At 70.9% G+C, this 26,685-nt stretch carries 17 protein-coding genes; 10 read left to right on the forward strand and 7 right to left on the reverse strand.

What is annotated here, in order from left to right:
• The first annotated feature begins 59 nt into the window (after positions 1-59).
• Complete coding sequence (locus G4X40_RS06990; protein WP_408642124.1) at positions 60-1,382, forward strand: lysine N(6)-hydroxylase/L-ornithine N(5)-oxygenase family protein; 1,323 nt, start codon at positions 60-62, stop codon at positions 1,380-1,382.
• Between the two features lie 30 nt (positions 1,383-1,412).
• Positions 1,413-2,219 carry a siderophore-interacting protein gene (locus G4X40_RS06995; protein WP_277831108.1) on the forward strand — a complete coding sequence of 269 codons (807 nt, stop codon included), beginning with the start codon at positions 1,413-1,415 and terminating at the stop codon, positions 2,217-2,219.
• On the opposite strand, the gene G4X40_RS07000 is transcribed toward G4X40_RS06995, so the two are convergent.
• Complete coding sequence (locus G4X40_RS07000; RefSeq protein WP_277831110.1) at positions 2,182-3,588, reverse strand: DUF222 domain-containing protein; 1,407 nt, start codon at positions 3,586-3,588, stop codon at positions 2,182-2,184. The two genes, G4X40_RS06995 and G4X40_RS07000, sit on opposite strands and share 38 nt — an antisense overlap.
• Positions 3,589-3,718: 130 nt before the next feature.
• On the opposite strand from G4X40_RS07000, the gene G4X40_RS07005 reads away from it, so the two are divergent.
• Both G4X40_RS07005 and helR read left to right on the forward strand, forming a co-directional pair.
• Positions 3,719-4,060 (forward strand): GNAT family N-acetyltransferase, encoded by a 342-nt coding sequence (locus G4X40_RS07005; RefSeq protein ID WP_277831112.1) that lies wholly within the window; start codon positions 3,719-3,721, stop codon positions 4,058-4,060.
• A 155-nt stretch (positions 4,061-4,215) separates the two neighbouring features.
• Positions 4,216-6,417, forward strand: a complete 2,202-nt coding sequence (gene helR / locus G4X40_RS07010) for an RNA polymerase recycling motor ATPase HelR (RefSeq protein ID WP_277831113.1) — start codon at positions 4,216-4,218, stop codon at positions 6,415-6,417.
• On the opposite strand, the gene G4X40_RS07015 is transcribed toward helR, so the two are convergent.
• A complete protein-coding gene (locus G4X40_RS07015; RefSeq protein ID WP_277831114.1) occupies positions 6,380-7,045 on the reverse strand; it encodes a GNAT family N-acetyltransferase in 666 nt (221 codons plus the stop codon). The genes helR and G4X40_RS07015 overlap by 38 nt on opposite strands.
• A 183-nt stretch (positions 7,046-7,228) precedes the next feature.
• Here G4X40_RS07015 and G4X40_RS07020 point away from each other — a divergent pair, with 183 nt between their 5' ends.
• The 3 genes from G4X40_RS07020 to G4X40_RS07030 all read left to right on the forward strand — a co-directional run bounded on the left by G4X40_RS07020 (position 7,229) and on the right by G4X40_RS07030 (position 19,717).
• Positions 7,229-13,810, forward strand: a complete 6,582-nt coding sequence (locus G4X40_RS07020; RefSeq protein WP_277831116.1) for a non-ribosomal peptide synthetase — start codon at positions 7,229-7,231, stop codon at positions 13,808-13,810.
• Positions 13,807-18,309, forward strand: a complete 4,503-nt coding sequence (locus G4X40_RS07025) for an amino acid adenylation domain-containing protein (RefSeq protein ID WP_277831118.1) — start codon at positions 13,807-13,809, stop codon at positions 18,307-18,309. Before G4X40_RS07020 ends, G4X40_RS07025 begins: the two co-directional genes overlap by 4 nt.
• Before the next feature lie 91 nt (positions 18,310-18,400).
• Positions 18,401-19,717 carry a lipase family protein gene (locus G4X40_RS07030; RefSeq protein ID WP_277831120.1) on the forward strand — a complete coding sequence of 439 codons (1,317 nt, stop codon included), beginning with the start codon at positions 18,401-18,403 and terminating at the stop codon, positions 19,715-19,717.
• A 3-nt stretch (positions 19,718-19,720) separates the two neighbouring features.
• Here G4X40_RS07030 and G4X40_RS07035 read toward each other — a convergent pair whose 3' ends face one another.
• On the reverse strand, positions 19,721-20,704 hold the full coding sequence (locus G4X40_RS07035) for an ABC transporter substrate-binding protein (RefSeq protein ID WP_277831121.1): 984 nt from the start codon (positions 20,702-20,704) through the stop codon (positions 19,721-19,723).
• A gap of 100 nt (positions 20,705-20,804) precedes the next feature.
• On the opposite strand from G4X40_RS07035, the gene G4X40_RS07040 reads away from it, so the two are divergent.
• Positions 20,805-21,569, forward strand: a complete 765-nt coding sequence (locus tag G4X40_RS07040) for a hypothetical protein (RefSeq protein WP_277831122.1) — start codon at positions 20,805-20,807, stop codon at positions 21,567-21,569.
• 166 nt (positions 21,570-21,735) lie between these two features.
• On the opposite strand, the gene G4X40_RS07045 is transcribed toward G4X40_RS07040, so the two are convergent.
• Positions 21,736-22,623 carry a hypothetical protein gene (locus tag G4X40_RS07045; RefSeq protein WP_277831123.1) on the reverse strand — a complete coding sequence of 296 codons (888 nt, stop codon included), beginning with the start codon at positions 22,621-22,623 and terminating at the stop codon, positions 21,736-21,738.
• A 9-nt stretch (positions 22,624-22,632) separates the two neighbouring features.
• On the reverse strand, positions 22,633-22,806 hold the full coding sequence (locus G4X40_RS07050) for a hypothetical protein (protein WP_277831124.1): 174 nt from the start codon (positions 22,804-22,806) through the stop codon (positions 22,633-22,635).
• A gap of 208 nt (positions 22,807-23,014) precedes the next feature.
• Between G4X40_RS07050 and G4X40_RS07055 the strand changes: the two genes are divergently transcribed.
• Together G4X40_RS07055 and G4X40_RS07060 are read left to right on the forward strand one after the other, a co-directional pair.
• A complete protein-coding gene (locus tag G4X40_RS07055) occupies positions 23,015-23,557 on the forward strand; it encodes a peptidylprolyl isomerase (RefSeq protein WP_277831126.1) in 543 nt (180 codons plus the stop codon).
• A 1-nt stretch (position 23,558) separates the two neighbouring features.
• Positions 23,559-24,503 carry a rhomboid family intramembrane serine protease gene (locus G4X40_RS07060; protein WP_277831128.1) on the forward strand — a complete coding sequence of 315 codons (945 nt, stop codon included), beginning with the start codon at positions 23,559-23,561 and terminating at the stop codon, positions 24,501-24,503.
• 211 nt (positions 24,504-24,714) lie between these two features.
• Here G4X40_RS07060 and G4X40_RS07065 read toward each other — a convergent pair whose 3' ends face one another.
• Complete coding sequence (locus G4X40_RS07065; protein WP_277831130.1) at positions 24,715-25,503, reverse strand: DUF3472 domain-containing protein; 789 nt, start codon at positions 25,501-25,503, stop codon at positions 24,715-24,717.
• A gap of 246 nt (positions 25,504-25,749) precedes the next feature.
• Positions 25,750-26,652, reverse strand: a complete 903-nt coding sequence (locus G4X40_RS07070; protein WP_277831131.1) for a VOC family protein — start codon at positions 26,650-26,652, stop codon at positions 25,750-25,752.
• Positions 26,653-26,685 lie beyond the last annotated feature (33 nt).

The following is a 26,685-nucleotide window of genomic DNA, read 5'->3' on the forward strand; positions in this document are numbered from 1 at the left end:
AACTCGGCCCGGGCCTCCCGTGTGCGGGAGGCGCCAGTGTGGACGACAGGAGACATTGAATGCGTGCGGTGACAACAGGTTCGGACCATCGGATCGACGGCGAGGTGCTCGACGTGGTCGGCGTCGGGTTCGGGCCGGCGAACCTCGCACTGGCCATCGCCATCGAGGAGCACAACGAGTCGTGTGACCCGGGCCTGCAGGTGCGGGCGGCGTTCGTCGAACGGCAGCCGCAGTTCGGGTGGCACCCGGGAATGCTGCTGGAGGGCGCGACCATGCAGATCGCGTTCCCGAAAGACCTTGCGACGTTCCGGAATCCGACCAGCCGCTACTCCTTCTTCGCCTACCTGCACGCACGCCAGCGTCTCGTCGACTTCGTCAACCACCAGACGTTCTTCCCGACCCGCCGGGAGTTCCACGACTATCTGGGCTGGGCCGCCTCGACGGTGGATGCCGATGTCCGCTACGACACCACGGTGACCGACGTGCGTCGGGTCGGGGACGGTGCCGAGGAGTTCGAGGTGCGCACCGCGACAGGTGAGCTGCTGCGGACCCGGGCAGTCGTGCTGGGCCTGGGTCTGCGCCCGGTGCTGCCCGAATGGGCGACGCCGTCGTCCAGGTGCTTTCACAATCATCAGTTCCTGCACCGGGTCGCTGAGCTGCCCGCGCCGAAGCATCAGCGCTTCGTGGTGCTCGGGGCCGGCCAGAGTGCGGCCGAGGTTGTGCAGTACCTGCACACGAATTTCCCTGCGGCCGAGGTACACAACGTCTTCTCGCGGTACGGCTACAGCCCCGCCGACGACAGTCCGTACGCCAACCGCATCTTCGATCCCTCGGCAGTCGACGAGCTGTACGGTGCACCGCAGGCCGAGCGGGACCGGTTGCTGGCGCTGCACCGCGGTACGAACTACTCGGTGGTCGACATCGAACTGATCAACGAGTTGTATGCGGCCGAGTACCGCGAGCGGGTCGACGGCCGGCGGCGCCTGTTCATGCGGCGCTCGTCGACTATCGAGTCGATGACCGAGGACGAGGGCGGCGTGGAGGTCCGGGTGCGCAGCAACCTCGACGGACTGACCGACTCGCTGCGCTGCGATGCGGTCGTGTTCGCGACTGGCTTCGAGGCGGCGTCGCTCGGTGAGGTCCTCCAGGCCGGCCTGTGCCCGACCGCCGCTGCGCCGCTGCGTATTTCCCGGGACTATCGGCTGGACACCGAGGCCTACGGCCCGGTGGGTGTCTACCTGCAGGGCGGCACCGAGCGCACGCACGGCCTGACCTCGTCGCTGTTGTCGAACGTGGCCGTGCGCTCCGGTGAGATCCTGACGTCGGTGCTCGCCGGCCGGGAGGCCACCCGCTCCCGCCAGCTCGCCGGCCGCGCGCTCTGACCACCCCCGACCCACCGAACAGGAGCCGAGATGGCCAAGCGCACCAAGCCGCAGCACCGCGAGATCCGCACCCTGCGGGTGCTGGGCTCGAAGCGGATCAGCCCGAACGTTCTGCGCATCACCGCCGGCGGTGCGGGACTCGAGGGATTCACCGCGATGGGATACGACCAGTGGTTCCGGATGTTCCTGCCTCGGCCAGGGCAGGCGGACCTGAAGTTGCCGACGGCGACCAGCAACCTCTGGTACGCGCAGTACCTGATGACGGGCAAGGAGTCGCGTCCCACGGTGCGCAACTACACGATCCGCGAGTTTCGTGCGGTCGGCGTGACGGGGCCGGAGTTCGACATCGACTTCGTCATCCACGACGGTGGCACGCCCGCCTCGGACTGGGCGACCGCCGCGGCTCCCGGCGACGAGTTCGCGATCCTCGACGAGGGGCTGATCTACGAGCCCGGTCTTGCCAAGGGATTTCAGCTGCTGGTCGGTGATGAGAGCGCTCTCCCGGCGATCGCGGGAGTCTTGGCGTCGGCGCCGCAGGACATGGGTGGCGAGGTGTTCATCGAGATCCCGCACGAGGACGACCGGCAGGACCTGGGCGAACCCGAGGGGGTGACGGTGCACTGGCTGCCGCGTGCGAATGCGCACGATCATCCGGGTCCGCTGGTGCTCGAAACGGTCAAGGCGGCGAAGCTACCGGAGACCCTGGGATACGCGTACGTGGCGGGGGAGAGCGAGCTGGCCACCGGCCTGCGCCGGCATCTGGTCGGCGAGCGTGGCATGAACAAGCAGGCGGTGTCGTTCACCGGCTATTGGCGGTTCGGCAAGAGCCAAGGGTAGGGACGCCACCGGACTTCTGGCTGAAAACACACCTGTCCTGCACCGCGTGAGCCGGTGCAGGACAGGCAGTCTCGGATGTGGGGCTGATCCTCCCGGTCACTCCACAGTGCGGCCGTGGGCGGGGATCGGTTGTCGGTCCGGGTCCCGAGACCGCGGCGGCAGGAACCACGGATACCCGTCCGGTCCCATGATCACGTCCCACTCCGAGTGGTGGATCAGCCGGTGGTGATACCGGCACAGCAACACCATGTTTGCCAGGTCGGTGGGTCCGCCGTTGGCCCAATGAACGATATGGTGCGCGTCGGTCCAGGCGGCGGGTCGGCCGCAGCCGGGGAGCGCAGCACCGGTCCCGCACCAGGAGGGCTTTGCGCAGGCCCGGGGTGACGAGGCGGTGTGTGCGGCCGAGTTCGAGCGGTACCCCGTCCTGGTTGATGATGACCGGGGTGATGATGCAGTCACACGCCAACCGGCGGGTGGCGACCCGGGTCAGCCCGCCGAGCCACGGCATCGTCGGCCCGGTGTCGTCACCGAACATCCGCGCATACACGTTGCCGGAACCGTCTGCGCTGTCGTCTCCGTCGCAGTGGTGCAGGTCCTTCAGGTTCACTGTGACCGTCACGTGGGGCTTCTCGCCGCCCTCGACCGGCCCGACACCGGTGTCGCAGCAACGGCGCACCATCTCCGAGAATCCATCCGCCCGCCGCCGCGCCGCCGGTCGCCGGTCGGGTTCCCCGTCCGGACCCGGCACCGGCGCCGACAGGGTCGAGAGCACGCTCAGCAGCATCTCCCCGGTCTCCGCGTCCACATCCCCCTTGATGACCACCCGGCCGTTCAAGGTGGTCGACGCATAGAACTCGTTGCGCTCCACGTCTTCGGCGGGCGGGGTCTGCGCGTAGTGGTCCCTCAGTTTCGTGATCGCCGACCGCAACTGCGTGATCCCACACGCCCCGTGGGAGGTGTTCTCGATCAACACCTTCCGATAGGCGGGCAACAGATCCTCGGGCATGCCCTTCGGCGGGTCTTGGCAGAACGAGGCGATCGCGACCGCCAACTCGGTCCGCAGCGCGCCGCAGTCGTAGGCCGCAGCGACCTCCGGTTCGGCGCGCAGGGCCCTGGACAAATCCACGATCCGGGCGGCGTCACCCGGGGACAGTAGCCCGATCGGGTTGGCCGCCAACCAGTTCTTCAGCGAAGGGTGCGCCCGGTCCGGGGCCGCGCCGCGCTGGTCGATCTCGCCGACCAGTCGTACCCGCGCCGCTTCCAACTCGTGGATCCGCCGGGTCAATGCGGGGACACCCTCGATGAGCTGACCCTCGGTCAGCTGCCACGGCTCGGCCTCGAGCAGTGCGTCGATCTCCCCGGTCCCCATGATCACAGTGTATACGAACAACAGTTCGAATCAAAGGAATTTTCTGGATTCGGTCGGACTCGACTGCGTTTGCGTTGACTCAGCACAGTGGTGAAAGTTGCAGTGGCGCTGTGAAGATGGATGTCGACACGTGAATTCTGGGCGCCTCGTCGCGGCCGTGCGGGTGCATCTGTCTCCGACGCATCCTCACACAGCCGCGCTGGGACGGCTGGTCGTGGCCCCGGACCTGCAGGGCCGGGGTCGGGGTAGTCGACTGCTCGAACTTGTGGAACAGCGGCTACCTGAACAGGTCACCGATGTGCGGCTGTTCACGGGTGAACGCAGCCTCGGCAATCTACGCCTTTACTTACGGTTCGGGTATCAGGAAACGCATCGCACCGTGACTCCGGGCGGATATGCGTTGGTCCATCTGACGAAACGAGTGCGTGAGATTCCGGCCGGCATGGTCGCTCCGAGGTCGCGCCTCGACTGAGTCTGACCGACCCTGCAACCAACAAACGGAAGGAGTGGACGAACTCCTTCCACCCTCAACATATATCGCACCGGGGGCCTTGCGGCAAGGCCCCGGTGATGCCGCACAATCACTGCTCCGATGTCAGGGCCTGCGGAAATGGGGGTTGAACGGCGATGGCCGCTCACGAATACGAAGACGAGTTGCAGCACGAGCGGGACTACGTGGCGGGGCTTTACGCACGCCTGGACGCGGAGCGTGCGAGGGTTACGGACCAGCACGGTGCGGCGCTGCGCGGGCACGAGGTCACCCTCGTCGACCGTGAGGCGCAGGTGCGCGCGCTGGCCACCGAGCTCAGGCGGCTGAATGTCGCGGACAGCGGTCTCTGCTTCGGCCGCCTGGACTCGGTGGACGGCGAGACCGCCTATGTCGGGCGGATCGGGATCTTCGACGAAGACGACGACTACGTCCCGCTGCTGATGGATTGGCGTGCCCCGGCCGCCCGGGCCTTCTACGTCGCGACCGGGGCGAAACCCGAGGGGATGCACCGGCGCCGGCAGTTCCACACCCGCGGACGGGAGGTGCTCCGCTTCACCGACGAGACCCTCGGCCGGCCCGACGACGACGAGCGTGCAGGTCGCGGGGACACGGCACTGCTGGCGGCGGTGAACGCGCCGCGCGGCGAGGGGATGCGCGACATCGTCGCGACCATCCAGGCCGAGCAGGACGCGGTCATCCGGCTCGAACATCCCGGGGTGCTCGTGATCGAGGGCGGTCCGGGAACCGGGAAGACCGTGGTCGCGCTGCACCGCGTCGCCTACCTGCTGTACACGCAGCGCGAGCGGATGCAGAGCCACGGGGTCCTGGTGGTCGGGCCCAATCCTGCGTTCCTGCATCACATCGACCGGGTGCTGCCGTCGCTCGGCGAATCCGACGTGGTGTTCACGACCACCGGTGACCTGCTACCCGGCGTGACCACGACCGTGGAGGACACCCCCGAGGTCGCGCGACTGAAGGGTTCGCTGAAGATCCTCGACCTGCTCGCCGCCGCGGTCGCCGACCGTCAGCGGTTGCCGGAGCAGCCCATCGCGATCGAGCTCGCCGATGTCACGGGACGGATCGACACCGAGACCGCGCAGTGGGCCCGGGAAGAGGCGCGGGCGAGCGGGCTACCGCACAACGAGGCGCGCAGGGTGTTCGGCGAGGTCCTCACCTACGCGCTCACCGAACGCGCCATCGGGAGGATCGGCAGGGGATGGCTGACCAGGGACGACCGTCAGGCTTGGGAGCAGATGCGTTCGGATCTGACTGCCGAACTCGCGGACAACGCCGACTACACCGCAGCGCTCGACGAGCTCTGGCCGGTGCTGACCCCGGAAACACTGCTGGCACAGCTCTATCGATCCCATGACAGGCTGGGCGCGGCCGGTGCGGACCCCGCACTGTGGCGCGCCGAGGGCGATGCCTGGACGGTGTCGGACGTACCGTTGCTCGATGAGCTCGTCGACCTGCTGGGCCGCGACACGGAGGCGGAGGCCCGTGCCGCCCGCGCGGCCGAGCGGGAACAACGCGCCCAGGCTGTCTATGCCGCAGAGGTTCTCGACACGCTGGTCGCTCGCGCCGACCACATGGACGACGAGGACCACCTTTTCGCCACCGATCTTCTCTACGCCGAGGAACTCGCGGACCACTTCGTCGAGCGAGACACCCGTGAGTTGGCCGAACGCGCTGTAGCCGACCGGAATTGGACGTACGCGCACGTCGTCGTCGACGAGGCGCAGGAGTTGTCGGAGATGGATTGGCGGGCACTGATGCGGCGCTGCCCGAGCCGGTCGTTCACCGTCGTCGGCGACCTCGCGCAGCGCCGTTCGGCGGCCGGGGCGCGCGACTGGGGCGCGATGTTCGAGCCGTACGTGCCGGGGCGGTGGCTGTACCGATCGCTGTCGGTGAACTACCGCACGCCCGCGGAGATCATGGCCGTGGCCGCTGCGGTGCTCGCCGAGTTCGCGCCGACCGTGCCGCCACCGGAGTCGGTGCGTGCGTGCGGGATCCGGCCCTGGTCACGCCGCGTCACCGATGACGAGATCGCCACGGCCATCGAACAGTTCACCCGCGACGAGTCCGGCCGGGAGGGCACCAGCATCGTCATCGGACCGCCCGGCGTGCCCGGCACGGTACCGGCGTCGGAGACGAAGGGCCTGGAGTTCGATGCGGTGCTCGTGGTGGAACCGGAACGGATCCTCGGCGACGGGCCCCGGGGTGCCGCGGAACTCTACGTGGCGTTGACCCGCGCGACCCAGCGCCTCGGCGTCGTGCACCGCGGCCCGCTCCCGGCCGCGCTCACCGGTCTGGACGAGGAAGTGCCGGCTCCGCGGTAGCCGCCGACCGGAGCCGGGGCATGTGCTCCGCGCTGCGCACGGTGGCGTACAGCGCGATCCGCCGGCCGGGCACGTCGTGCAGCCCGAGACCGACGGCACCGGCGGATTCGAGCAGCGCGCGGACCGGCCGGTTGCGGTGGTCGGGGTCGTACATGATGCGGTGGCAGTCCGGTTCGGCGAAGAACAGCGACCGGACCACGTTGTTCATCGCCCGCGACACCAGCCCGCGCCCGGTCATCTGCGGGTCGCCGACCGCGACGTGCACGCCGAGGTCGTTCGGCCATGCCTGGTAGACGGCACCGACGATGTCCTGAGCAGGGCGGTAGACCTCGACGTATGCCACGTCGACGCCGTCGTAGGCGGCGATCAGCGGTCGCGAATATTCGGTGGCCAGCTGGGCGCGCAGGTGCGCGTGCCACTGTTCGGTGGGCCAGGCGCGTTCCCAGGTGGCGGCCAGATGCGGTCGGTTCATCCAGGTGGCGACCAGTGCGGGGTCGTCGCCGTCCGGGTCGACCACGCGGACACGGAAGGGGTCGGGCAGTTGCGGGACCGGCGGGGCCGGCGCCGCCAGCACCTCCGGAGGCAGTCCCTCGGTCCGGTGCCGCGGGAGCAGCTTGTGTGAATCCATCTCGGGCATACCGGGTTTCGGTCCCCTCTGTGTGCGACGTCGGCGTCATTCCGTGCCGGTGTCCACCGAGCACCCAACTGGTTAGGCTAGGCTCACGAAATCTAAGTAAGGGTAGGCTACCAAAACGGGCCTGCCGATCCGACGCGAGCGGCAACCGGGATGCCCGGGGAAAGGTCTCCACAGGTGACCATCGGAGAACACCGACCGACAACCCAGCGCAGTGCCGCGCTCGCCGACCGGCGAGCCGCGCTGCTGCAGCGTCGGATCGCGCAGAGCAGGCTGGGCTCGGCCCCGGAACCCACGGCGTCCGGTCCGCGTGACCTCGGCGTCCGTCACCCGCTCGCGCCCGCCCAGCAGCGGATGTGGTTCCTGCAGCACCTGAGCCCCGACGACACCACGTTGAACGTCTGTACGGCCTACACCCTGACCGGCCCGCTGGACGTCGAGCGGCTGCACCGCGCGCTGGCCCATGTGATCGCCCGGCACGACATCCTGCGCACCACCTATCACCAGGACGACGCCGGCGCGCCCTGCCAGCGGGTCGACGGGGACACCGCGCCCGACTGGGCCTTTCACGATCTGGTCGACGGCGCGGACCCCGCGCCGCGCCTGCGGGAACTCGCCCGTGCGGCGTTCGCGCGGCCCTACCGGCTCGAGCGGGACCACCCGCTGCGGGCGGTGCTGGCCCGGACCGGTCCCGACGAGCATGTGCTGGTTCTCGTCGTGCACCACGTCGCCTGGGACGACGACTGCTGGGGCGTGTTCTTCGGCGACCTCACCCGCGCCTACCTGGCCGACACCGCAGCCGGCTTCGACACCGCGGCCGACCTCGAGACCGCACGCGCCGGCGCGGTGCACCTGCTCGACGTCGAGGTGCTCGCCGGACGCGACACCGGCACCGGCGCCGCCGAGGGCGCCGACCTGGACTACTGGCGCGGCACCCTCGCCGGACTGCCCGAGCCGATCGAGCTGCCCGGGGAGCCCGCGGGCGCACGCACGGCGTCCACCGCGGCGCGGCACCTCGAACGCCCCCTTCGCGCCGACCTGCTGGATCGGGTGCGGGCGCTGGCCCGCGCCGAGGGCGCCACCCCGTTCATGGTGCTGCTGGCGGCGTTCGATGCGGTCGCGCACCGGTACACCGGGGCCGACGACTTCCTCGTCGCGACCCCGGTGGTGAACCGGCGCGGCGAAGCCGAGGGCGCGCTCGGCTACTTCGGCAACACCGTGGTGCTGCGGGCGCGGGTGCGGCCGCGGGACACGTTCCGGGAGCTGCTGCACCGTACCCGCGAGATGTGTCTGGGGGCGTTCGCGCACCAGCAGTTGGGCATCGACCGGCTGGTGCAGCAGGTGGGGCCGGAACGCGGCGCGGGAATCGAGTCGCTGATCCGGCTGAGCTTCGGCGCGCGTTCGGCAGACGGCGCCGGCTTCTGCCCGCCGGGGATCGGCTGCGCCCGTGCGGATCTGCGCAGCGCGGTGGCGCAGGTGCCGGTCGGGGTGATGGTCGAATTCGGCGGGGCCGACGGCGCGACGCTGGAATTCGAGCACCAGGTGGAGGTGATCGACGATGCGGTCGCGGCCAACTGGTCGCGGCACCTCGCCACCTTCCTCGAATCGGCTCTGGCCGCGCCTGATTCGGCGATCGCGGCGCTCGATCTGCTCGGCGAGGACCGGGTGGCAGCGCTGGAGCTGTCCACCGGTCCGCGGCTGTCCGGCGGCACCGCGACCACGCTGGTCGAACTGGTCGAGCGACAGGCCGCGGCCACTCCCGACGCGGTGGCACTGGTCGCCGACACGGAGCGGATCACCTACGCCCAGCTCGACACCCGCGCCAACCGACTCGCGCGCCGGCTGATCGCGCAGGGAATCGGACCGGAGGATCTCGTCGCGCTGGCCTACCCGCGCTCACCCGAGATGGTGGTCGCCGCCGTCGCGACCCTCAAGGCCGGCGCCGCGTACCTGCCGATCGACCCCGACTATCCCGCGGACCGCATCGAGTACATGCTCGCCGACGCGGCACCGGCGCTGCAGCTGGGACCGGACGACGCGGAGTCGGCGGCGGCCGGGTTCCCGGACACCGCACCCACCGACGCCGACCGGACCGCACCGCTGCGCCCCGACAACATCGCCTACGTCATCTACACCTCCGGGTCCACCGGAAGGCCCAAGGGTGTGCCGGTGAGCCACCGGGCCATCGTCGAGCACCTCACCTGGCTCGACGAGGAGTACGCGCCGGGGCCGGACGATGTGCTGCTGCAGGTCGCCTCGACCAGCTTCGACGTGTCGGTCGGCGAGATCTTCGGGGCCCTGGTTACCGGCGGCCGACTGGTGATCCCGCGACCGGACGGCCTGCAGGACATCGGCTACCTGACCGCGCTGCTGCGCGACGAGGCCGTCACCACGATGCACTTCGTGCCCTCGCTGCTGGGCCTGCTGCTGCAACTGCCCGGCATCGAGGAGTGGACGAGCCTGCGCCGCATCCCGATCGGAGGGGAGGCGCTGCCCGGCGAGCTGGCCGATGCGTTCCACCGCACCTTCGACGCCCAACTGCACAACTTCTACGGACCCACCGAGGCGACCCTGGCCGCCACCCGGTATCCGGTCGAGGGACCGCAGGGAACCCGCGTCGCACCGATCGGCTCGCCGAAGGCGAACACCGAGGTGTACCTGCTGGATGCGTCGCTGCAGTTGGCTCCGACCGGCGTCATCGGCGAGATCTACATCGGCGGAAGTCAACTCGCGCGCGGCTACCTGGGTCGCCGCGCGTTGACCGCCGAGCGGTTCGTCGCCGACCCGTTCGTACGGGGCGGGAGGCTGTACCGCACCGGCGACCTGGCCCGCTGGAACTCCGAGGGGCAGATCGAGTTCGTCGGTCGCGCCGACGAGCAGGTTAAGATCCGCGGCTTCCGGATCGAGCTCGGCGAGGTGCAGGCCGCGGTGGCAAGCCACCCGGGCGTTGCGCAGTCCGCGGTCGCCGTGCACGAGAGCCCGGAGCTGGGCCGGTCGCTGGCCGCGTACGTGGTGCCGGTCGGCGCGCCGATCCCGTTCGAGCAGTTGCGGTCCCACGTGGCCGGCCGGTTGCCGGCGCACATGGTGCCCACCGCCTACGCGACGGTCGACGCGATCCCGCTGACCCCCAACGGCAAGCTGGACCGGCGGGCGCTGCCGACGCCGCAACCGGTCGCCGCCGGCGACTCCCGCGATCCGCAAGGACCTGTCGAGATCGCACTGTGCGCGATCTTCGCGGACAGTCTCGGCCGCGAGCGGGTGGGCGTCGACGAGTCGTTCTTCGACCTCGGTGGGCATTCGCTGCTGGCCACCCGGCTGGTGGCGCGGCTGCGCGCCGACTTCGGCGTGGAGGTGACCGTCCGCGAGGCGTTCGACGCGCCCACGGTGGCCGGGCTGGCCGCGCTGATCGAGGTCAAGCGGTCGGCGTTCCCCGACGCGGCCACCCGCCCACCGCTGGTGCGGGCGGATCGCCCGGACGAGCTTCCGCTGTCGTACGCCCAACTGCGCCAATGGTTCCTGTACCGGATGGAGGGCGCGAACCCGACCTACAACATCCCGTTCGCCGCCCGGATCGACGGACCGCTCGACGTCGCCGCACTCACCGCCGCGGTCGGCGACGTGGTGGCGCGGCACGAGATCCTGCGCACCACCTACCCGGACCGCGACGGCACCCCGCGCCAGCAGATCAGTGCGCCGGCGCCGGTGCCGATCCCGGTGCACGACGTCGTCGAGACCGATCTGGACGCCGAGCTCAAACGGCTCGGCGACCACACCTTCGAACTGGACCGCGACCTGCCGCTGCGGGTGACGCTGCTGCAGCTCGGCCCGGACCGGCACGTGCTCTCGCTGCTGCTGCACCACATCGCCGGCGACGAGTGGTCGGCGCCGGTGCTGCTCGGCGACCTGACCGCCGCCTACCGTGCCCGCCGAACCGGCACGCCGCCGCAGTGGGAGCCGCCGCAGGTCCAGTACGCGGACTATGCGCTGTGGCAGCGCGAACTGCTGGGCCTGGACCGGGAACCGGGCGCCGACCCCGAGCCGGACACCGTCGGCGCGGAGCAGATCGCGTACTGGCGCGACACGCTCGCCGGGCTGCCCGACGACACTGCCGTGCTGCGCGACCGGCCCCGCCCGGCGGTCGCCTCCGCACGCGGCGACACCGTCGAGTTCACGGTTCCGCGGGCGATCCGTGACAGCCTCACGGCGATGGGGAGGAGCTGTGGCGCCAGCGATTTCATGGTCCTGCAGACCGCGGTCGCGACGTTACTGGCGCGACTCGGCGCCGGCGACGACGTGCCGCTCGGCACCCCGATCGCCGGCCGCACCGAACACGGCCTCGCATCACTGATCGGGTTCTTCGTCAACACCGTGGTGGTGCGCAACGACCTGTCCGGCGACCCGACCCCGACGGTGGCGGTCACCCGCGCACGCGACGCGGCGCTGGGGGCCTACGCGCACCAGGACCTGCCGTTCGAGCGTCTCGTCGACGCGTTGCGACCGGACCGTTCGCTCTCGCGGCACCCGGTGTTCCAGGTGCTCGTGCAGGTGCGGGAGGCCGGCGAGCTGTCCGGCGCCTTCGGCGGCGACGAGCAGACCCGGCTGACCGCGATCGAGCCGCGCTTCGACACCGCCAAGTTCGACCTCACCTTCGATTTCTGCGCCGTGGCCTCCGGCACCTGGCAGGGCGGGATCAACTTCCGCACCGACCTGTACGACCGAGCAACGATCGAGGCGATGGCGACGCGGCTGCTGCGGGTGCTGGCCGCGTTCGCGACCGAACCCGACCGCACGATCGGCTCGCTGGACCTGCTCGGCGACGACGAGCGGCGGCAGGTACTCGGGGAACTCAGCCGCAGCCGGGACACCACGGCGACCGCGCCGCGCACGGTTGTCGAGCTGCTCGAGACCTCCCGGGTTGTCACCGACCCGAACCGGGCTGCGCTGCGCTGCAACGACTCCGAACTGACCTATGGGCAGCTGTACGACCGTGCCGACCGGCTGGCGGCGGTGCTGCGCGGGCACGGCGCCGGTCCGGAGACCGTGGTCGCGCTCGCCGTGCCCCGGTCGATCGACATGGTGGTCGCGTTCGTGGCGACCATGCGGTCCGGCGCGGCCTTCCTGCCGCTGGACCTGCGCTACCCGGCGCAGCGACTCGCGCAGATGATCGACCGCGCCGGACCGGTGTGCGTGGTCACCACGTCGGCGGCGGCCGGGTCGCTGCCGGCCGGCGCGGCACCCCTGCTGTTGGACACGGTCGATCTGGAGCAGGTCGCGCCGGCGGCGCCCGCCAAGGTGCACCCGGACAACGCGGCCTACTTCCTTTACACCTCCGGCTCCACCGGGGTGCCCAAGGGCGTGCTCGGCACGCACGGTGCGATGGCGGGCCGCCTGGCCTGGCAGCCGGAACTGTTCCCGGTCCGGGCCGTGGACGCAGCGGGCCGGGACACCGACACCCGGCTGGCGCAGGGCTCGCTGAGCTTCCTCGACGGCGGGCTGGAACTGCTGGCGGGCCTGGCCGCGGGGGCCACCCTGGTGGTCGCGGACGACGCGCAGGCCCGGGACCTCGAGGCGCTCGCCGGGCTGATCCGGTCGCACCCGATCGGCCAGGTGACCGCGGTGTCGAGCGCGGTGACCGCGCTCGTCGAGTCAGCGCCGGACGCGGTTGCCTCGGTGCCGCGGTGGGTGTGCAGCGGCGAGCCGTTGACCGGGTCGTTGCTGTCCGGGCTGCGCCGCGTCGCCCCCGGCGGGGAGGTCGTCAACGGATACGGTGCGACCGAGACGGCCGGGTCGATCGTGCGCGGCGTGATCGACGATCGCATCAAGGTCGGTCGGCCGGTGCCGGGAGTGCAGATCCTGCTGCTCGACGAGCGGCTGCGCCCGGTGCCGCGGGGCATGGTCGGCGAGGTGTACGTAGCGGGTGATCAACTGGCACGCGGCTATTGGGCCCAGTCCGGGGTGACCGGCGCGCGGTTCGTCGCCAACCCGTATCCCGCGACGCCGGGGGAGCGGCTGTACCGCACCGGCGACCGGGGCCGGTGGAACGACGGCGGCGACCTGGAGTTCGCGGGCCGCACCGATCACCAGGTGAAGGTGCGAGGCTTCCGCATCGAACTCGCCGAGGTCGAGGCCGCGTTGCGCGGTGCACCGGGCGTCACGGCCGCCGCCGCGCGCACCTGGGAACTGGGCGGCGCGAGCAGCCTGGCCGGCTATGTGGTGCTCGATACGGGCGTCGACGAGGCGGCCGGGGCCGATCCCGTCGATGCGGTCCGCGCGCATCTGTCGCGCACGCTGCCCGGCTACATGGTGCCGTCGTCGCTGACCGTGCTCGGGACCATGCCGCTGACCGGCTCCGGGAAGCTGGACCGGCTGGCCCTGCCCGAGCCGCGGGTGCGCACCGGCGGTGCCGCCGAACCGCCGCGCACCGACACCGAACGCATCCTGGCCGCACTGCTGCGGGACCTGCTGGCGCCGGCCGGAGAGGTCGGTCGCGGTGACGGGTTCTTCGCGCTCGGCGGCGACAGCATCCTCTCGATCCAGCTGGCCGGCCGTGCCCGCGCCGAGGGGCTGACCATCAGCCCGCAGCTGATCTTCGAGAACCCGACCGTGGCCGAACTCGCCGCGGCGTGCGATCGCGCCGCGGAAGAAACCGCGGCTGTGGCGGATACCGCGCAGCCGGAACCACCCAGTGCCCCGATGAGCGCCTCCGGTCTCGACACCGACGCGTTGGCGGCACTTCGAGCCTCCTGGAGCAACAGGTGACGCAGACACAGCAGGCCCCTGCCGAGATCGAGGACGTGCTGGCGCTCAGTCCGCTGCAGGAGGGGCTGTTCACCCTCGCCCGGCTCTCGGACGGCGCGGTGGACCCGTACACGATCCAGTTCCTCGCCGACATCGACGGGCCGCTGGACGTGCCGCTGCTGCGCCGCAGCGTCGACGCGGTGCTGCGACGACACCCCAACCTGCGGGTGTCGTTCTGGGACAAGGACCTGCCCCGTCCCGTGCAGATCGTGCCCGGCACGGTCGACGTGCCGTGGCGGGAGGTCGACGCCGCGCCGGAGGAGCTGGCGGCGCTGGCGGAGGCGGAGCGGCGCCGGCCGTTCGACCTCGGTAGCGGGCCGTTGCTGCGGATCGTCTTGGCGCGCACCGCGGACGGGTGGTGGCGGCTGATCCTCACCGTTCACCACGTCGTGATGGACGGCTGGTCGGTGCCGATCTTCGTGCGGGAGCTGGTCGCCGCGTACCTGTGCGGCGGCACGCTCGACACGCTGCCCGCGCCGCGCCTGTACCGCGACTACATCGCCTGGCTCGCCGGGCGGGACCGGGACGCCTCGCTCGCGGTGTGGCGCGACCAGCTCGCCGGGCTCGAGGGCCCGACGCTGCTCGCCGAGGGAGGCGTCCGGCGCGACGACGTGCTGCCCGCCGCGCACGAACTGCGATTGAGCGTCCGCGAGGCCGCGCCGCTGCTGGCCTGGCTGCGGGCGAATGGTCTGACGGCCAACACCGCCGCGCAGTTCGCCTGGGCGGTCCTGCTCTCCCGGCTGACCGGCCGCGCCGACGTCGTCTTCGGCGCCACCGTCTCCGGCCGACCCGACGAGCTGCCCGGCGTGGAGTCGATGATCGGGCTGTTCATCAACACCATCCCGGTCCGCGTCGACCTGGCCGCCGAGCAGACGGTCCTCGAGCACTGCACGCGGCTGCAGCGTGAGTCGGCCCGCCTACGCGGTCACGGTCACCTGGACCTGCCGAGCATCCAACGGGCGGCCGGCATCCCGACGCTGTTCGACACGCTGCTGGTGTTCCAGAATGCGCCGCGCGGCAGCGTCGCCGAGCCGGTGACCACGCCCGACGGCGTCCGGTTCACGCCGGTCGACATGGACAGTCTCACCGACTACCCGCTCACCGTCGTCCCGTATCTCGACGGCGAGGCGCTGGGCCTGGTGATCGAGCACCGGGCCGACCTGCTGCCGCACCTGGACCCGCGCGAGGTCGGCCAACGGTTGCTGCGTGTGCTGCGGCAACTGCCGGAACTGGCCGCCGCGGGCCCCGACCGCCTGGACGTGCTGCTACCTGGCGACCAGATTCCCATGCGGACTCCGGAATCTGTGGTGGCGCAGACGGTTCCGGGACTCCTCGAATACCACGCGGCCCGCGTGCCCGAGGCGCCGGCGATCCGCGCCGGCCGACGCGCACTGTCCTACCGCGAGCTGAACGCCGCCGCCAACGGGTTGGCCGCCGCGCTGCGGGGCCGCGGTGTCGGTGCCGAGGACCGCGTCGCGATCGCGCTGCCCCGCGGCATCGACTTCGTCGTCGCGCTGCTGGCGGTCGCGAAGGCCGGCGGCACCGCGGTGCCGCTTGCGGTCGACCTGCCGCCCGAGCGAATCGCGACGATCCTGACCCGCGCCGAGGCCCGGCACGCGGTCACCGACGCCGCGCACAGCGACACCGTCGCCGAGGTGCCGACCGTCGTCGACATCGCCACGGTGGACCCGCGAGACGAGAACATCGACGCGGCAATCCATCCCGACCGGTCGCTGTACATCATCTTTACCTCCGGATCGACCGGGGAGCCCAAGGGCGTCGTCGCCACCCACCGGGGCATCGCCGCGCTGCTCGCCGACCACCGCCACCGGGTGTATGCGCCCGCGGCGGCGCGGTTGGGCCGCCCACTGCGGGTCGGGCACGCCTGGTCGATGTCGTTCGACGCCTCCTGGCAGCCGCTGCTCGCGCTGCTCGACGGCCATGCGGTGGAACTGTTCTCGACGACCGAGATGACCGACGCGGATCTGTTGGTGCGCGGCATCGTCGAGCGGGGCGTCGACATGATCGAGACGTCGCCGTCGATGTTCGGTCAACTGGCCGAGGCCGGGCTGGTGACCGACGGTCCGGACGGTCCGCGCTGCCCGCTGGCGGTGCTCGGGCTCGGTGGCGAGGCGGTCGGCACCCAGGCGTGGTCACGGCTGCGCGCGCTTCCCGGCACCGCGGTGTTCAACTTCTACGGCCCCACCGAGACCACGGTCGACGCGCTGGTCGCCGCGTTCGCGGACGCGCCGCGGCCCAACGTCGGCGGACCGGTCGCGGGCATGACCGCGCGCGTGCTGGACCGTCGGTTGCGGCCCGTGCCGCGCGGCGCGTCGGGCGAGCTGTATCTGGGCGGTCCGCAGGTGGCCCGCGGGTATGCGGGGCGGCCGGGGCTGACCGCGGCGCGGTTCGTCGCCGGGCCGGGCGGGACCCGGCTCTACCGCACCGGGGACGTCGTGCGCCGCACCGTGTCCGGGGTGCTCGAGTACCTCGGCCGCGCCGACGATCAGGTCAAGATCCGCGGCCACCGCATCGAACTCGGCGAGGTCGAGTCGGCCCTGACGGCGGTGCCGGGCGTGGCGCGGGCGGCGGTCGTCGTCGCACGGCGCCCGACGGGGGCGAGCCTGTCGGGCTTCGTCGTTCGCGACACCGACGCATCCCGCGGCGGTGCGGAACCCACGGTGCCGCGGTTGCGCGCGGCGCTCGCGGACCGCCTGCCCGGCTACATGATCCCGTCGCGCATCACGCTCGTCGACGACCTGCCGCTCACACCGAACGGCAAACTGGACACACGGGCGCTTCTCGATCGCGAGCACCACCCGGCGGCCGATACAGCGGCACTCGCGCCGGCCACCGCCACCGAGCGGACCCTGCTGATCGTGATCGCGGAGTTGCTGGGCGACGACCGCATCGGCGCCGACACCGACTTCTTCGACCTGGGCGTCGACAGCATCGCCACGATCGCGCTGGTCAACAGGGCGCGGGCCGCCGGGGTCGCGGTGACGCCGCGGATGATCCTGGCGCACCCGAGCGTGCGCGACCTCGCTGCTGCGGTGGACGAGGCCGCGACTCGGCCGACCGGTGCCACCCAGGAGGACGGTCCGGTGACGCCGCTGCCGGCGGTGCGTCGACTGCTCGCGGCCGGGCCGCTGCGCCGCAACGGGCAGGTCCAGTTGCTGACCCTGCCTGCGGGCATCGACGAGCCGGCGCTGCGCGCGCTGTGGCACGCCGTGGTCGCGGCGCATCCGGCACTGCGGATGCGGGCGCGTCGACTGGACGATCATGCTGTCCTGGAAACATTTGGCGCAGAAGGTGTTTCGATCGAGACGGCGCTGAGCGTCGAGGACGTGCAGGACGGCCTGGCGGCGGCGGTCGGCGCGTGCGCCGAGCGGGCACTGGGCCGGCTCGACGCGGAACGCGGTGCGGTGCTGCAGGCGGTGTGGCTGCGTCCCGGTGGCGGGGAACCGGGGCTGCTGCTGGCGTGCGTGCACCGCCTCGCGATCGACGCGGTGTCCTGGCAGGTGCTGGCAGGCGACCTGGCGCAGGCGTGGTCGGCGCTGCGCGACGGTCGCGAGCCCGAGATCACCCCGGAGACGACCGGATACCGCGACTGGTGCGAGATGGCTGCGCGGCGGGTGGAGGATCCGGCGGTGCAGGGCCAGCGTGGGTACTGGCAGCGGGTCACCTCGGCCGCGGACCCGGAACTCGGTGTGCGACGGCTCGACCCGTCACGAGACCGGCAGGTGGCCGTGCGGTCGACCGCATCACGGACTCCCGCCGCGATCGTCGGCCCGTTGCTCGACCTGTCCGGTCGGGGCACCGCGGTGCGGGAGATCCTGCTGGCCGCATTGGCCTCGGCGGTTGCGGCGCACCGGCGTCGGCGCGGTGAGGACGAGACCGTGGGCGCGCTGATCGCGCTCGAGGGTCACGGCAGGTACGACCAGCTGATGCCGGACCCGGACGTCGACACCAGCCGCACCGTGGGGTGGTTCACCGATGTGTATCCGGTGCGGCTCGCGGCCGGATGCGCGGCGGTCGACCTGGGCCGCGGCGATCCCGAGGAGCTCGAGGCCGTGCTGCGTACCGTGGTCGCCGAGATGGCGGCGGTACCGAACGGCGGTGCGGACCACGGGCTGCTGTGCGGGCTCGAGCCGGGGGCGCGTCCGCAGATCGAGTTCAACTACCTGGGACGGCTCGATCGCGGCGAATTCGACGGGAGCCCTTGGTCATTGGTGGCCAACGAGCGGATTGCCGCTGCGGTGGCGTCGGCGGCGGATCCCGCGACGCCCACCCCGCGCGAGCTGGCGGTGGGGGTCGCGGTGGTGTCCGGCGCGGACGGTCCGGAGCTGCGCAGCACCTGGCAGTGGAGTGCGGACGTGCTCGCGGCTGCCGACGTGGACGCGCTGATCGCGGACTGGGAGCGGGCGCTGGTTTTGCTGTCACGGGTTGGACCCCGGTGAACGCCCCGGACGCTTGCCCGGTCCCGTGAGCAAGAGTACTTTCGCTCGCGAACTAACGCGCTGTCGCGTTGGCCTGTGGAGAGGCGGAACCGTGCGCACACCCCGATGGACCAGGCATGCGTCGGCCGCCGCGGCGGCGCTGACCATGACCGCAGCCTGCTACACCGGACTCGCGCCGGCCGCCTCTGCGCAACAGGCGTCCTTCTACGACTACTCCGGAAGTGCCGCGCTGTCCTCGGTCGACCCCGGGACGGTGCTCGCATCGAGGACCTTCCCGTACCACGTCACCGGTCTGCCGGTACCGATCACGACGGTGCAGTTGCTGTACCGGACGACCGACGCACAGGGTGCGCCGACGACGAACGTCACCTCGGTACTCAAGCCGCCCGGCGGGGTCGATCCGACCAGAGCCGTTGCCTACCAGTCGTTCTACGATTCGCTCAACCCCGCAGACGGTCCCTCCCGGGACATCGCCGGCCAGCCCTCCGGCAAGGGCACGGTCAACACCATCGAAAGCCGCTTCATCGTCGGCATGCTCGCGCAGGGCTACACGGTCATCGTCGCGGACACCGAGGGCCGTAACGCGGATTTCGCGGCCGGTCCCGAATACGGGATGGCCACCCTCGATTCCGTCCGCGCCGCGACGCGATCCCCGGCCGTCGGCCTGAACTCACGCACCAGGGTGGGGCTGTTCGGCTACTCGGGTGGGGCGATCGCCACCGCCTGGGCCGCCGCGCTCGCTGCCGGATATGCGCCGGACGTCGACCGCGAACTCGTCGGTGCGGCGGAGGGCGGCCTGCTGGTCAACCCGGTCCACAACCTCAGCTACGTCAACGGGAGCCGGATGTGGTCCGGTGTCGCGGCGATGGCGATCACCGGCGTCGCGCGCTCCTACGGCATCGACTTCGCGCCCTACCTCAGTGACTACGGCAAGCAGATCCTCTCGAAGATGCAGACGGCGTCGATCACCGAGGTGATGGGGCACTACCCCGGACTGACCTGGCAGCAGATGGCCAAGCCGCAGTATGCCGACCCCGCCGACGTCCCACCACTGATGGAGGCCGTCCGCAAGATCGATCTGGGGCTCGCACCGACCCCGACCGTTCCGATGTTCATCGGTCAGGGTGCCGACGGGGCCGTGGAGGGGACGCCGAACGACAAGCCCGGTATCGGGCCCGGCGACGGGGTGATGATCGCCGGTGACGTCCGTGAGCTCGCCCGCCGGTACTGTGCCACCGGCGACCCGCACATCCAGTACGCGCAGTACGACCTGCTCAGCCATTCATCCGCGATGGCCGCCTGGCTGCCGGCGGCGTGGCTGTGGCTCAGTGACCGCTTCGCGGGCCGTCCGGCCCCGGCGAACTGCGGACAGATCGCGCCGGGCAACCCGCTGACGCCACAGCCGTGACGGTCACTTCGCCGCGTTGACCAGTGCCGGGGTCAGCTTGTCGAGCACGTACGGGATCGACAGCGGCGTCGGCACATTGATGCCGGTGCCGGTGGCCAGGTCGACCTTGGCGACCGCACCCTTGCGGACCGCCGGGAGCTCGTCGTAGCCGGGCAGCTGCGCGATCGAGTCCGTGAGGTTCGCGGGTGAGGTGATCACCAGCAGGTCCGAGTCCAGGTCCCCGAGCCGCTCGGGCGAGAGCGCGGTGCGTCCCGCCGATCCGACCTCGGCGACCAGATGCGCCGGCAGCTGCATGCCGAGACGCTCGAACAGCGCGCTGGCGCCGTCCTTCGGGTCGGCGAGGACCATCAGCTGGGTCGGCGAGGCGAGGAACGACGTGACGAACGTCTTGCCCTTCAGGCCCGGATTCTGCTGTGCGAGTGCGTCGATCTCGCCGTTGACGTCGGCGACGACCTGCTTGGCGCGGTCCTCCCGGTGCAGGATCCGGCCCATGATCTCGACCTCCTCGTCCCACGGCTCGACCTGTTCGGTGCCGAGGTTGGGGATGGTCGGGGCCAGCTTGCTCAGCTGGTCGTAGGTCTGCCGGTCGGTGGCGAATCCCGGCGCCAGGATCAGGTCCGGGCGCAGCGCGGCGACCTGCTCGACGATGTCGCCCTTGGCGTCGATCTGCTTCGAATCCGCCAGCGCGGCAGGCTCCCACGGGGCGGGCGTGCCGCCGGTGGTCAACGCCACGTTGTCGATGTAGCCGACCGGGGTGACGCCGAGCGACTCGGTCGCGTCGAGCCATTGGCTGCCCAGGGTGACGATGCGTTGCGGCACACCGGTGATCGTCGTGCTGCCCAGGGTGTGCTCGATGGTGACGGCCGGGCCGGCGGCCGGGGCGGTGTCGTCGCTGCCGCACGCCGCCACGGTCAGCGCGAGCGCACCGGTGGTCAACGCGACGACGAGACGGCGGATGCTGCGGCCGCCGATGATTCTGCTGTGCACGGTGGAAGTCCTCCCTCGATCCGAAAGTTGAAGGTAGGTTACCCTCACCTCACTATGTGTAGCCTCACCTGATCGGTGAGCGAGGAAAGGCGAGCACGGGATGGACACGGAGCAAGACCGCGGATCGAGGAGTTCGGTCGTCACCATCGCGGTCGCGGCAGGGGTCTCCGCCGTGGTGTCGGCGATCATCGTCACCGTCGGGGTCGTCGGGATGATGCTGCTGGACCAGCGCGACTCCACCCGGCAGACCGTCGTCACGGCGCTGCCGAGCGGCCTCGTGCAGCAGTCCGCCGCGGTGCCGGGGACTGCCGATGCCAAGCCGGCCGATCCCAAGGCGGATTCGAAGCCTGCTGATCCGAAGCCCGACGGCGACAAGGCACCCGCGGCACCGGCACCCGCGGAAACTCCGTCCGCCGCAGCGCCCGTCGCGGCCGCCCCGGTGGCGGCGCAGCATCAGCCGGCACCGGCCGCCGAGCCCGAGCCCGAGCCCGAGCCCGAGCCTGTCGAGCAGAAGCGGACCACCCCGTCGGTGCAGGACCTGACCGGCAAGCTGCAGGTGCTGCTGAACCCGGGCGCCTCCGCCGCCGCGAAGTCCGCGGAGTTGCAGGCGGGCGGCGCCGCGATGCCGACCGTGAACGCCGTGGGTGCGGCACTGACTGCCGCAGGGCCGGTGTACAAGTGGGCGCTGGAGGGGCCGGTGAAGGTCGACGGCGACACCCTGACCGTGCAGCTGAAGACCTCGCTGATCGGGTTCGGCGACCGTCGTCAGCCGTTGACCTGGACATGGGTCGACGGCAGCTGGAAGCTCAGCAACGACAGCGTGTGTTCGCTCGCCGCGACCGCGATGGCCCCCTGCTCGATCTGACCCCTCCGCGGCAGGCGATTTACCGGTCTCGTGCCACAGCGGGCCCCGCATTGCGGGACACCCGCAATGCGGGGCGCACGGTCGGCGACACGGTCGTAGGGCCTCACCGCGAGGAGGTCCATGAGCTGGTCCGCGGGACCGATGCGCGACCAGGAGGAATCCGCGGTCACCCGTTGGTGATCGCCTGCAGGAACGCCACGGCGACCTGCGGCTGGGCCGCCCCGCAGTTCGGACACGCCGTACCGCCGTTGGGGACGTTGAGCCAGAATCCGGTGGCGCCGGCCGACCGGGCCGCGCGGTAGACCGCCACCAGATCGCCGGGCTGGACGCGGCGCCCGTTCGGGTTGGTGCTCAGTCCGGCCAGCACCGGGGCGCCGGGATGCGCCGACCGCGCGGCGGCGACGGCCGCGCCGACGAAGGTGGTGGCCGCGCCGGTCGCCTCGGTGCTCTGCGACTGGACCTCGAAGGCATCGGCCACCGCGGCGCCGGGGGACACTACCGATTCGATGAACGCGCCGTACCGTGCGACACCCGACAGCCCCGGGCGCAGCGTTCCCATCAGGTCCACGCCGGGTGTGAAGAGCACCTGCTTGCCGTGGGCGTGTGCGGCGGCGACGGCCCGGCGCAGCGCGCCGATGGGGTCCTGCTGCTCCGCCTGGGGAGTGCGGGTCCACCTCTCCAGGTCCAGCAGCAGCCAGCGCGTCGAGTCGGGGACCTGCCCGGTGTCGAGGGCGGCCACCAGCGCATCGGCGCTCGGGAAACTGAACGCCGTCGAGCTCTGCGGCAGATACTTGTTACGCCACACGCGGCGCGCGAGCAGCAGGGTGGTCGGCCGGTCGAATTCCTGCTCGAGTTGCGCACGCGGCAGCCCGGCCTGCACCAACTTCGGCACCGCCCCCGCGGAGAGGATCCATTGCGGGCCGACCTCCGACGACGTCAGCCGCACGCTCGCCGAGTGATCAGCCGATGGGACGGAACCGGCATCGACGCAGCCACCGACCGCCACCATCGCGAGCAGCGCCGCTGCGGCGGCTGCGCATCGTCTGCTGTCCACCCGGTGCGGTCAGGTCTGCGGGTCGCAGTGGATGTCGGGATGGTTGGCGAGGGCGTCCAGCCCGTCGCGGTGCGTGCGCGCGAACACGCCCGCGCCGACGACGCCGGACAACCCGGTGACCAGTGCGACGTTCCGGCTGCGAAGCCACCGGTGATTCGCCTTGATACTGACGACTTTCGACATGTCGTTCCACCTTCGCCCATCTGGGGAGGATTGTTCGATTGCGCAGATGCCGCGGAAACGGCGGAAGGGACGCTCGGTCCGTCGCGGCCATCGTATCGCCGGAGGGTTCCCCGGTGAAGGGTGTACGCGGGGTCACCGACACCCGCGGAGGGCTCGGGCGTCTGCGCGCACGGGACAAACGGCACTCGGGGCCGCCGGTGATGGCACGATGGAGGTCGTGACTTCACCTATCCAGACAGCAACCGCAACGCTGCACACCAATCGTGGCGACATCAAGATCGCGCTGTTCGGCAACCACGCGCCGAAGACCGTCGCGAACTTCGTCGGCCTGGCCGACGGCAGCAAGGAGTACGGCACCAAGAACGCCCAGGGTGGCGACTCGGGCCCGTTCTACGACGGCGCGGTCTTCCACCGCGTCATCGACGGGTTCATGATCCAGGGCGGCGACCCGACCGGCACCGGCCGCGGCGGCCCGGGCTACCAGTTCGAGGACGAGTTCCACCCCGAGCTGCAGTTCAACCGCGGCTACCTGCTGGCCATGGCGAACGCGGGCCCGGGCACCAACGGCTCGCAGTTCTTCATCACGGTCGGCCAGACGCCGCACCTGAACCGCAAGCACACCATCTTCGGCGAGGTGCTCGACCCCGAGTCCCGCAAGGTCGTCGACGCGATCGCGACCACCGCGACCGACCGCGCCGATCGCCCGACGGACGCCGTCGTCATCAACAACATCACCGTCGAGCAGGGCTGACGTGACGCATCCTGGCTGGGGCGGCGGGCAGCCGCCCGGTGGTCAGCCGCCCCAGCCGGGGTGCTACCGACATCCGGACCGACCCACCGGCCTGTCCTGTGCGCGCTGCGGGCGCCCGGCCTGCCCGGAATGCCTGCGCGAGGCGTCGGTCGGCTTCCACTGTGTCGACTGTATCGCCACCGACCAGCGCAGCCATGCCACCGCCCGGACCGTCAGCGGCGCGCCGATGCCCACCGCCGGCACCCACACACCGCCGCGCCCGGTCATCACCTATCTGCTGATCGCGGTCAACACCGCGATCTTCCTGGCGACCGCAGCGCAGGCGGGCAGCCTGCTGAACAACCAGCACAGCAAGCTGTTCATCGACCTCGCGCTGTATCCGCCGGCGGTCGTGCTCGGCGACTACTGGCGGCTGATCGGCAGCGGGTTCCTGCACTACGGCCCGCTGCACCTGCTGGTCAACATGTATGCGCTCTACATCGTCGGCCGCGACTGTGAGCTGGTGCTCGGCAAGGCGCGCTACGCCGCCGTGTACGCCGTCTCACTGATCGGCGGGTCCGCGACCGTCATGTTCGGGCCGCTCAACGCGGTGACCGCCGGCGCTTCCGGTGCCATCTTCGGCATCTTCGGCTGTGTGCTGATCATCCTGCTGCGGCTGCGCCGCAGCCCGACCGCCATCCTCGCGATCATCGTCATCAACGTGATCATCAGCGTGACGTTGCCGGGGATCTCGTGGCTCGGCCACCTCGGCGGGCTGGCGGCCGGCACCATCGCGACCGCCGGTCTGCTCTTCGCGCCGAAGGTGCTGCAGTTCGTCGGCGTCCACCAGCCGACTGCCAAGACGGTCGTCGCCACCGGATGGGCCGTCATCGCCGCGGTAGGCCTGCTGGCCGTCGCCATGATCGTCTGGCGGATCGTCGACCTGCGGGCCCTGGTCGGGCCCTGAGGTTCGGGCCTCAGGTCGGCTCGGGTCAGGGTGCGACGCTCCGACCCGCAACTCCCGCCCGCTGATACTGCGGCCCGGCGGCGTCGGTGCGGTGGGGCCGTTCGGTCCGGAAGAATTGCGTGACGGCACCGTCGCCCGCAGCTGATTTCGACAACCAGTGATCATCGCCGAGCTCGAGGAAGCAGGGTCGGCTGCGCCCCGGGGATCACGCCTACGCCGATCCCGAACTGCCGGCGAACGGGATCGGCAGCGACATCGGCAGCGGCCCGTTCTCCTCGGTCGCGCCGGTCGGGCCGAGCGTCACCCGGGACATGTCCTGGCAGGTCTTCGACTTCCAGCCGCCGGTGTACTTGCCGGCTCCGGTGTTCGACGCGGGGATGCCGAACAGCATCTTCGAGTACTTGGCGTCCGAGCAGACGGTCTTCGGGTTGTTCCAGTCGAAGTACTCGGTCCAGGAGATGAACGAGCCCTTCGCGAGGGTGGCGACGCCGGGCAGTGTGATCGTGCCGAGGGTGGTGGAGGTTCCCGCGGTGGCGTCCTGCACGGTGAACGTCCACGCGGTGCCGGCTCGGTCGCGGTCGATGTGGAGGTTGTAGAGGTGTCCGGCGATCGGGCGGATGTTCGCGCGGCAGGTCTCCCCGGTGCCGCCCTCGTTGAACCGCTGGCAGTAGCTGCCGGGAGAGCCGGCGACGCCGGAGACACCGTTCCAGATCGACGCGAGGAACATGCCGCCGCCGTTGGCGTGGGTCTGCAGCCCGAAGTAGCCGCCGACCTTGGCGACCCCGGCGAACGAGAACTGGTTGGACCAGAAGGCGTTGTACTTGCCGGGATCCACCTGCAGCGTCATCGGGATCGTCACCGACGTCGGGTTCGCGGGGACCGACCAGCCGGCGTAGGTGCCGGGGGTCTGTCCGGTGGCGGCGTTCGCGGCGGACGGGGTCAACAGCACCGCCGCTGCGAGCCCGGCCGCGATCACGAGCGCTCTCCTGATGATCGGCATGCGAGAAACCTTTGCTGCGTGGAGGAATCGGATTCGGACGCCGGCCGTGCCGCGCCTGGATGGTTCAGTCTTACCACCCCGACACCGGCGTACGGCGTGTCCGATCCCCGGCAGCGGCGGGCTGCTGTGCCATTTCACAGATTCCCATGTGGTCCATCCGCACTGGTCTGCTGGTGCTGTGGCTACTTCGCGAAATGTGCTGGTGGACAGGATTGTGACGGTCGTGCTGCGCTTGCTGATCGGCAGCTATCGGGCCGCACGCAGGTCGGCGATGACGATCTTCTTCATGCCGAGCATCGCCTGATACGCGGCCGGGGTGATCAGCAGTTCGTCCATCGCCTGCGGAACCACCTGCCAGCTGAGCCCGAACCGGTCGACACACCAGCCGCATTGCTCGGCCTCCGGAACCGTCGACAGCGCCTCCCACAGCCGATCCAGCTCGTCCTGATCGACGCAGCTCACCTGCAGAGAGTTTCCGGGGGTGAACGAGAAGTCCTGCTCGACACCGGAATCCATCGCGACGAACCACTGCCCGGCCAGCGTGAAGTCGGAATACATCAGGGCCTCCGGGGTGGCCGGGCCGGACTGGGCGCCGTACGGAGCCTGCATGCCGACCCGGGAGTCCGGCAGCAGCGACGTGTAGTGCTCGATCGCCTCGCCGGCGCGGTTCTGCGCCGCTCCGCAGAAGAGCAGCGACGGCATCAGGAACGGACGCGAATCGCCGTCGGGATTCGGCTCGAACAACTGCCAGTTGACCCCGAACCGGTCCTCGACCCACCCGTAACGGGGGCTGAACGGATACTCGCCCAACGGCATCCGGACCTCGCCGCCGCCGACCAGATGTTCCCAGGTCGCATCCAGCCGCGCCCGGGCCTCGGAGTCCCGGGACGGGTCGAAGTTCAGCGTGAACGACATCGCCCCGTTGGGCCGGAACTCCGACCCCGCATTGATAAGCGACAGCGTGTGGCCACCCACCTCGACCTCGACGACCAGCGGGAGACCCGCCAGTTGCCGCTGGAAGTCGGGCAGGCCGTCGTCCGGGTAGCTGGCGGCGACCCGCGACGTCGTCTCCGGCAGCGCGGCCGCATAGAACTCGCCCGCCTCGGCGGCATCGCCCGCGAACCACAGATTGGGGACGATCTTCTGCATGACGAGCCTCCCTGGGCTGCTGGTGCGTGCGTG

Source organism: Speluncibacter jeojiensis (assembly GCF_029589495.1).
GTDB classification, from domain to species: domain Bacteria; phylum Actinomycetota; class Actinomycetes; order Mycobacteriales; family Mycobacteriaceae; genus Speluncibacter; species Speluncibacter jeojiensis.

Coding starts and splice junctions, on each gene's coding strand:
- G4X40_RS06990 (WP_408642124.1), top strand. CDS start 60: ATGCGTGCGGTGACAACAGGTTCGGACCATCGGATCGACGGCGAGGTG.
- G4X40_RS06995 (WP_277831108.1), top strand. CDS start 1,413: ATGGCCAAGCGCACCAAGCCGCAGCACCGCGAGATCCGCACCCTGCGG.
- G4X40_RS07000 (WP_277831110.1), bottom strand. CDS start 3,588: ATGGGGACCGGGGAGATCGACGCACTGCTCGAGGCCGAGCCGTGGCAG.
- helR (WP_277831113.1), top strand. CDS start 4,216: ATGGCCGCTCACGAATACGAAGACGAGTTGCAGCACGAGCGGGACTAC.
- G4X40_RS07015 (WP_277831114.1), bottom strand. CDS start 7,045: ATGGATTCACACAAGCTGCTCCCGCGGCACCGGACCGAGGGACTGCCT.
- G4X40_RS07040 (WP_277831122.1), top strand. CDS start 20,805: ATGGACACGGAGCAAGACCGCGGATCGAGGAGTTCGGTCGTCACCATC.
- G4X40_RS07050 (WP_277831124.1), bottom strand. CDS start 22,806: ATGTCGAAAGTCGTCAGTATCAAGGCGAATCACCGGTGGCTTCGCAGC.
- G4X40_RS07055 (WP_277831126.1), top strand. CDS start 23,015: ATGGAGGTCGTGACTTCACCTATCCAGACAGCAACCGCAACGCTGCAC.
- G4X40_RS07065 (WP_277831130.1), bottom strand. CDS start 25,503: ATGCCGATCATCAGGAGAGCGCTCGTGATCGCGGCCGGGCTCGCAGCG.
- G4X40_RS07070 (WP_277831131.1), bottom strand. CDS start 26,652: ATGCAGAAGATCGTCCCCAATCTGTGGTTCGCGGGCGATGCCGCCGAG.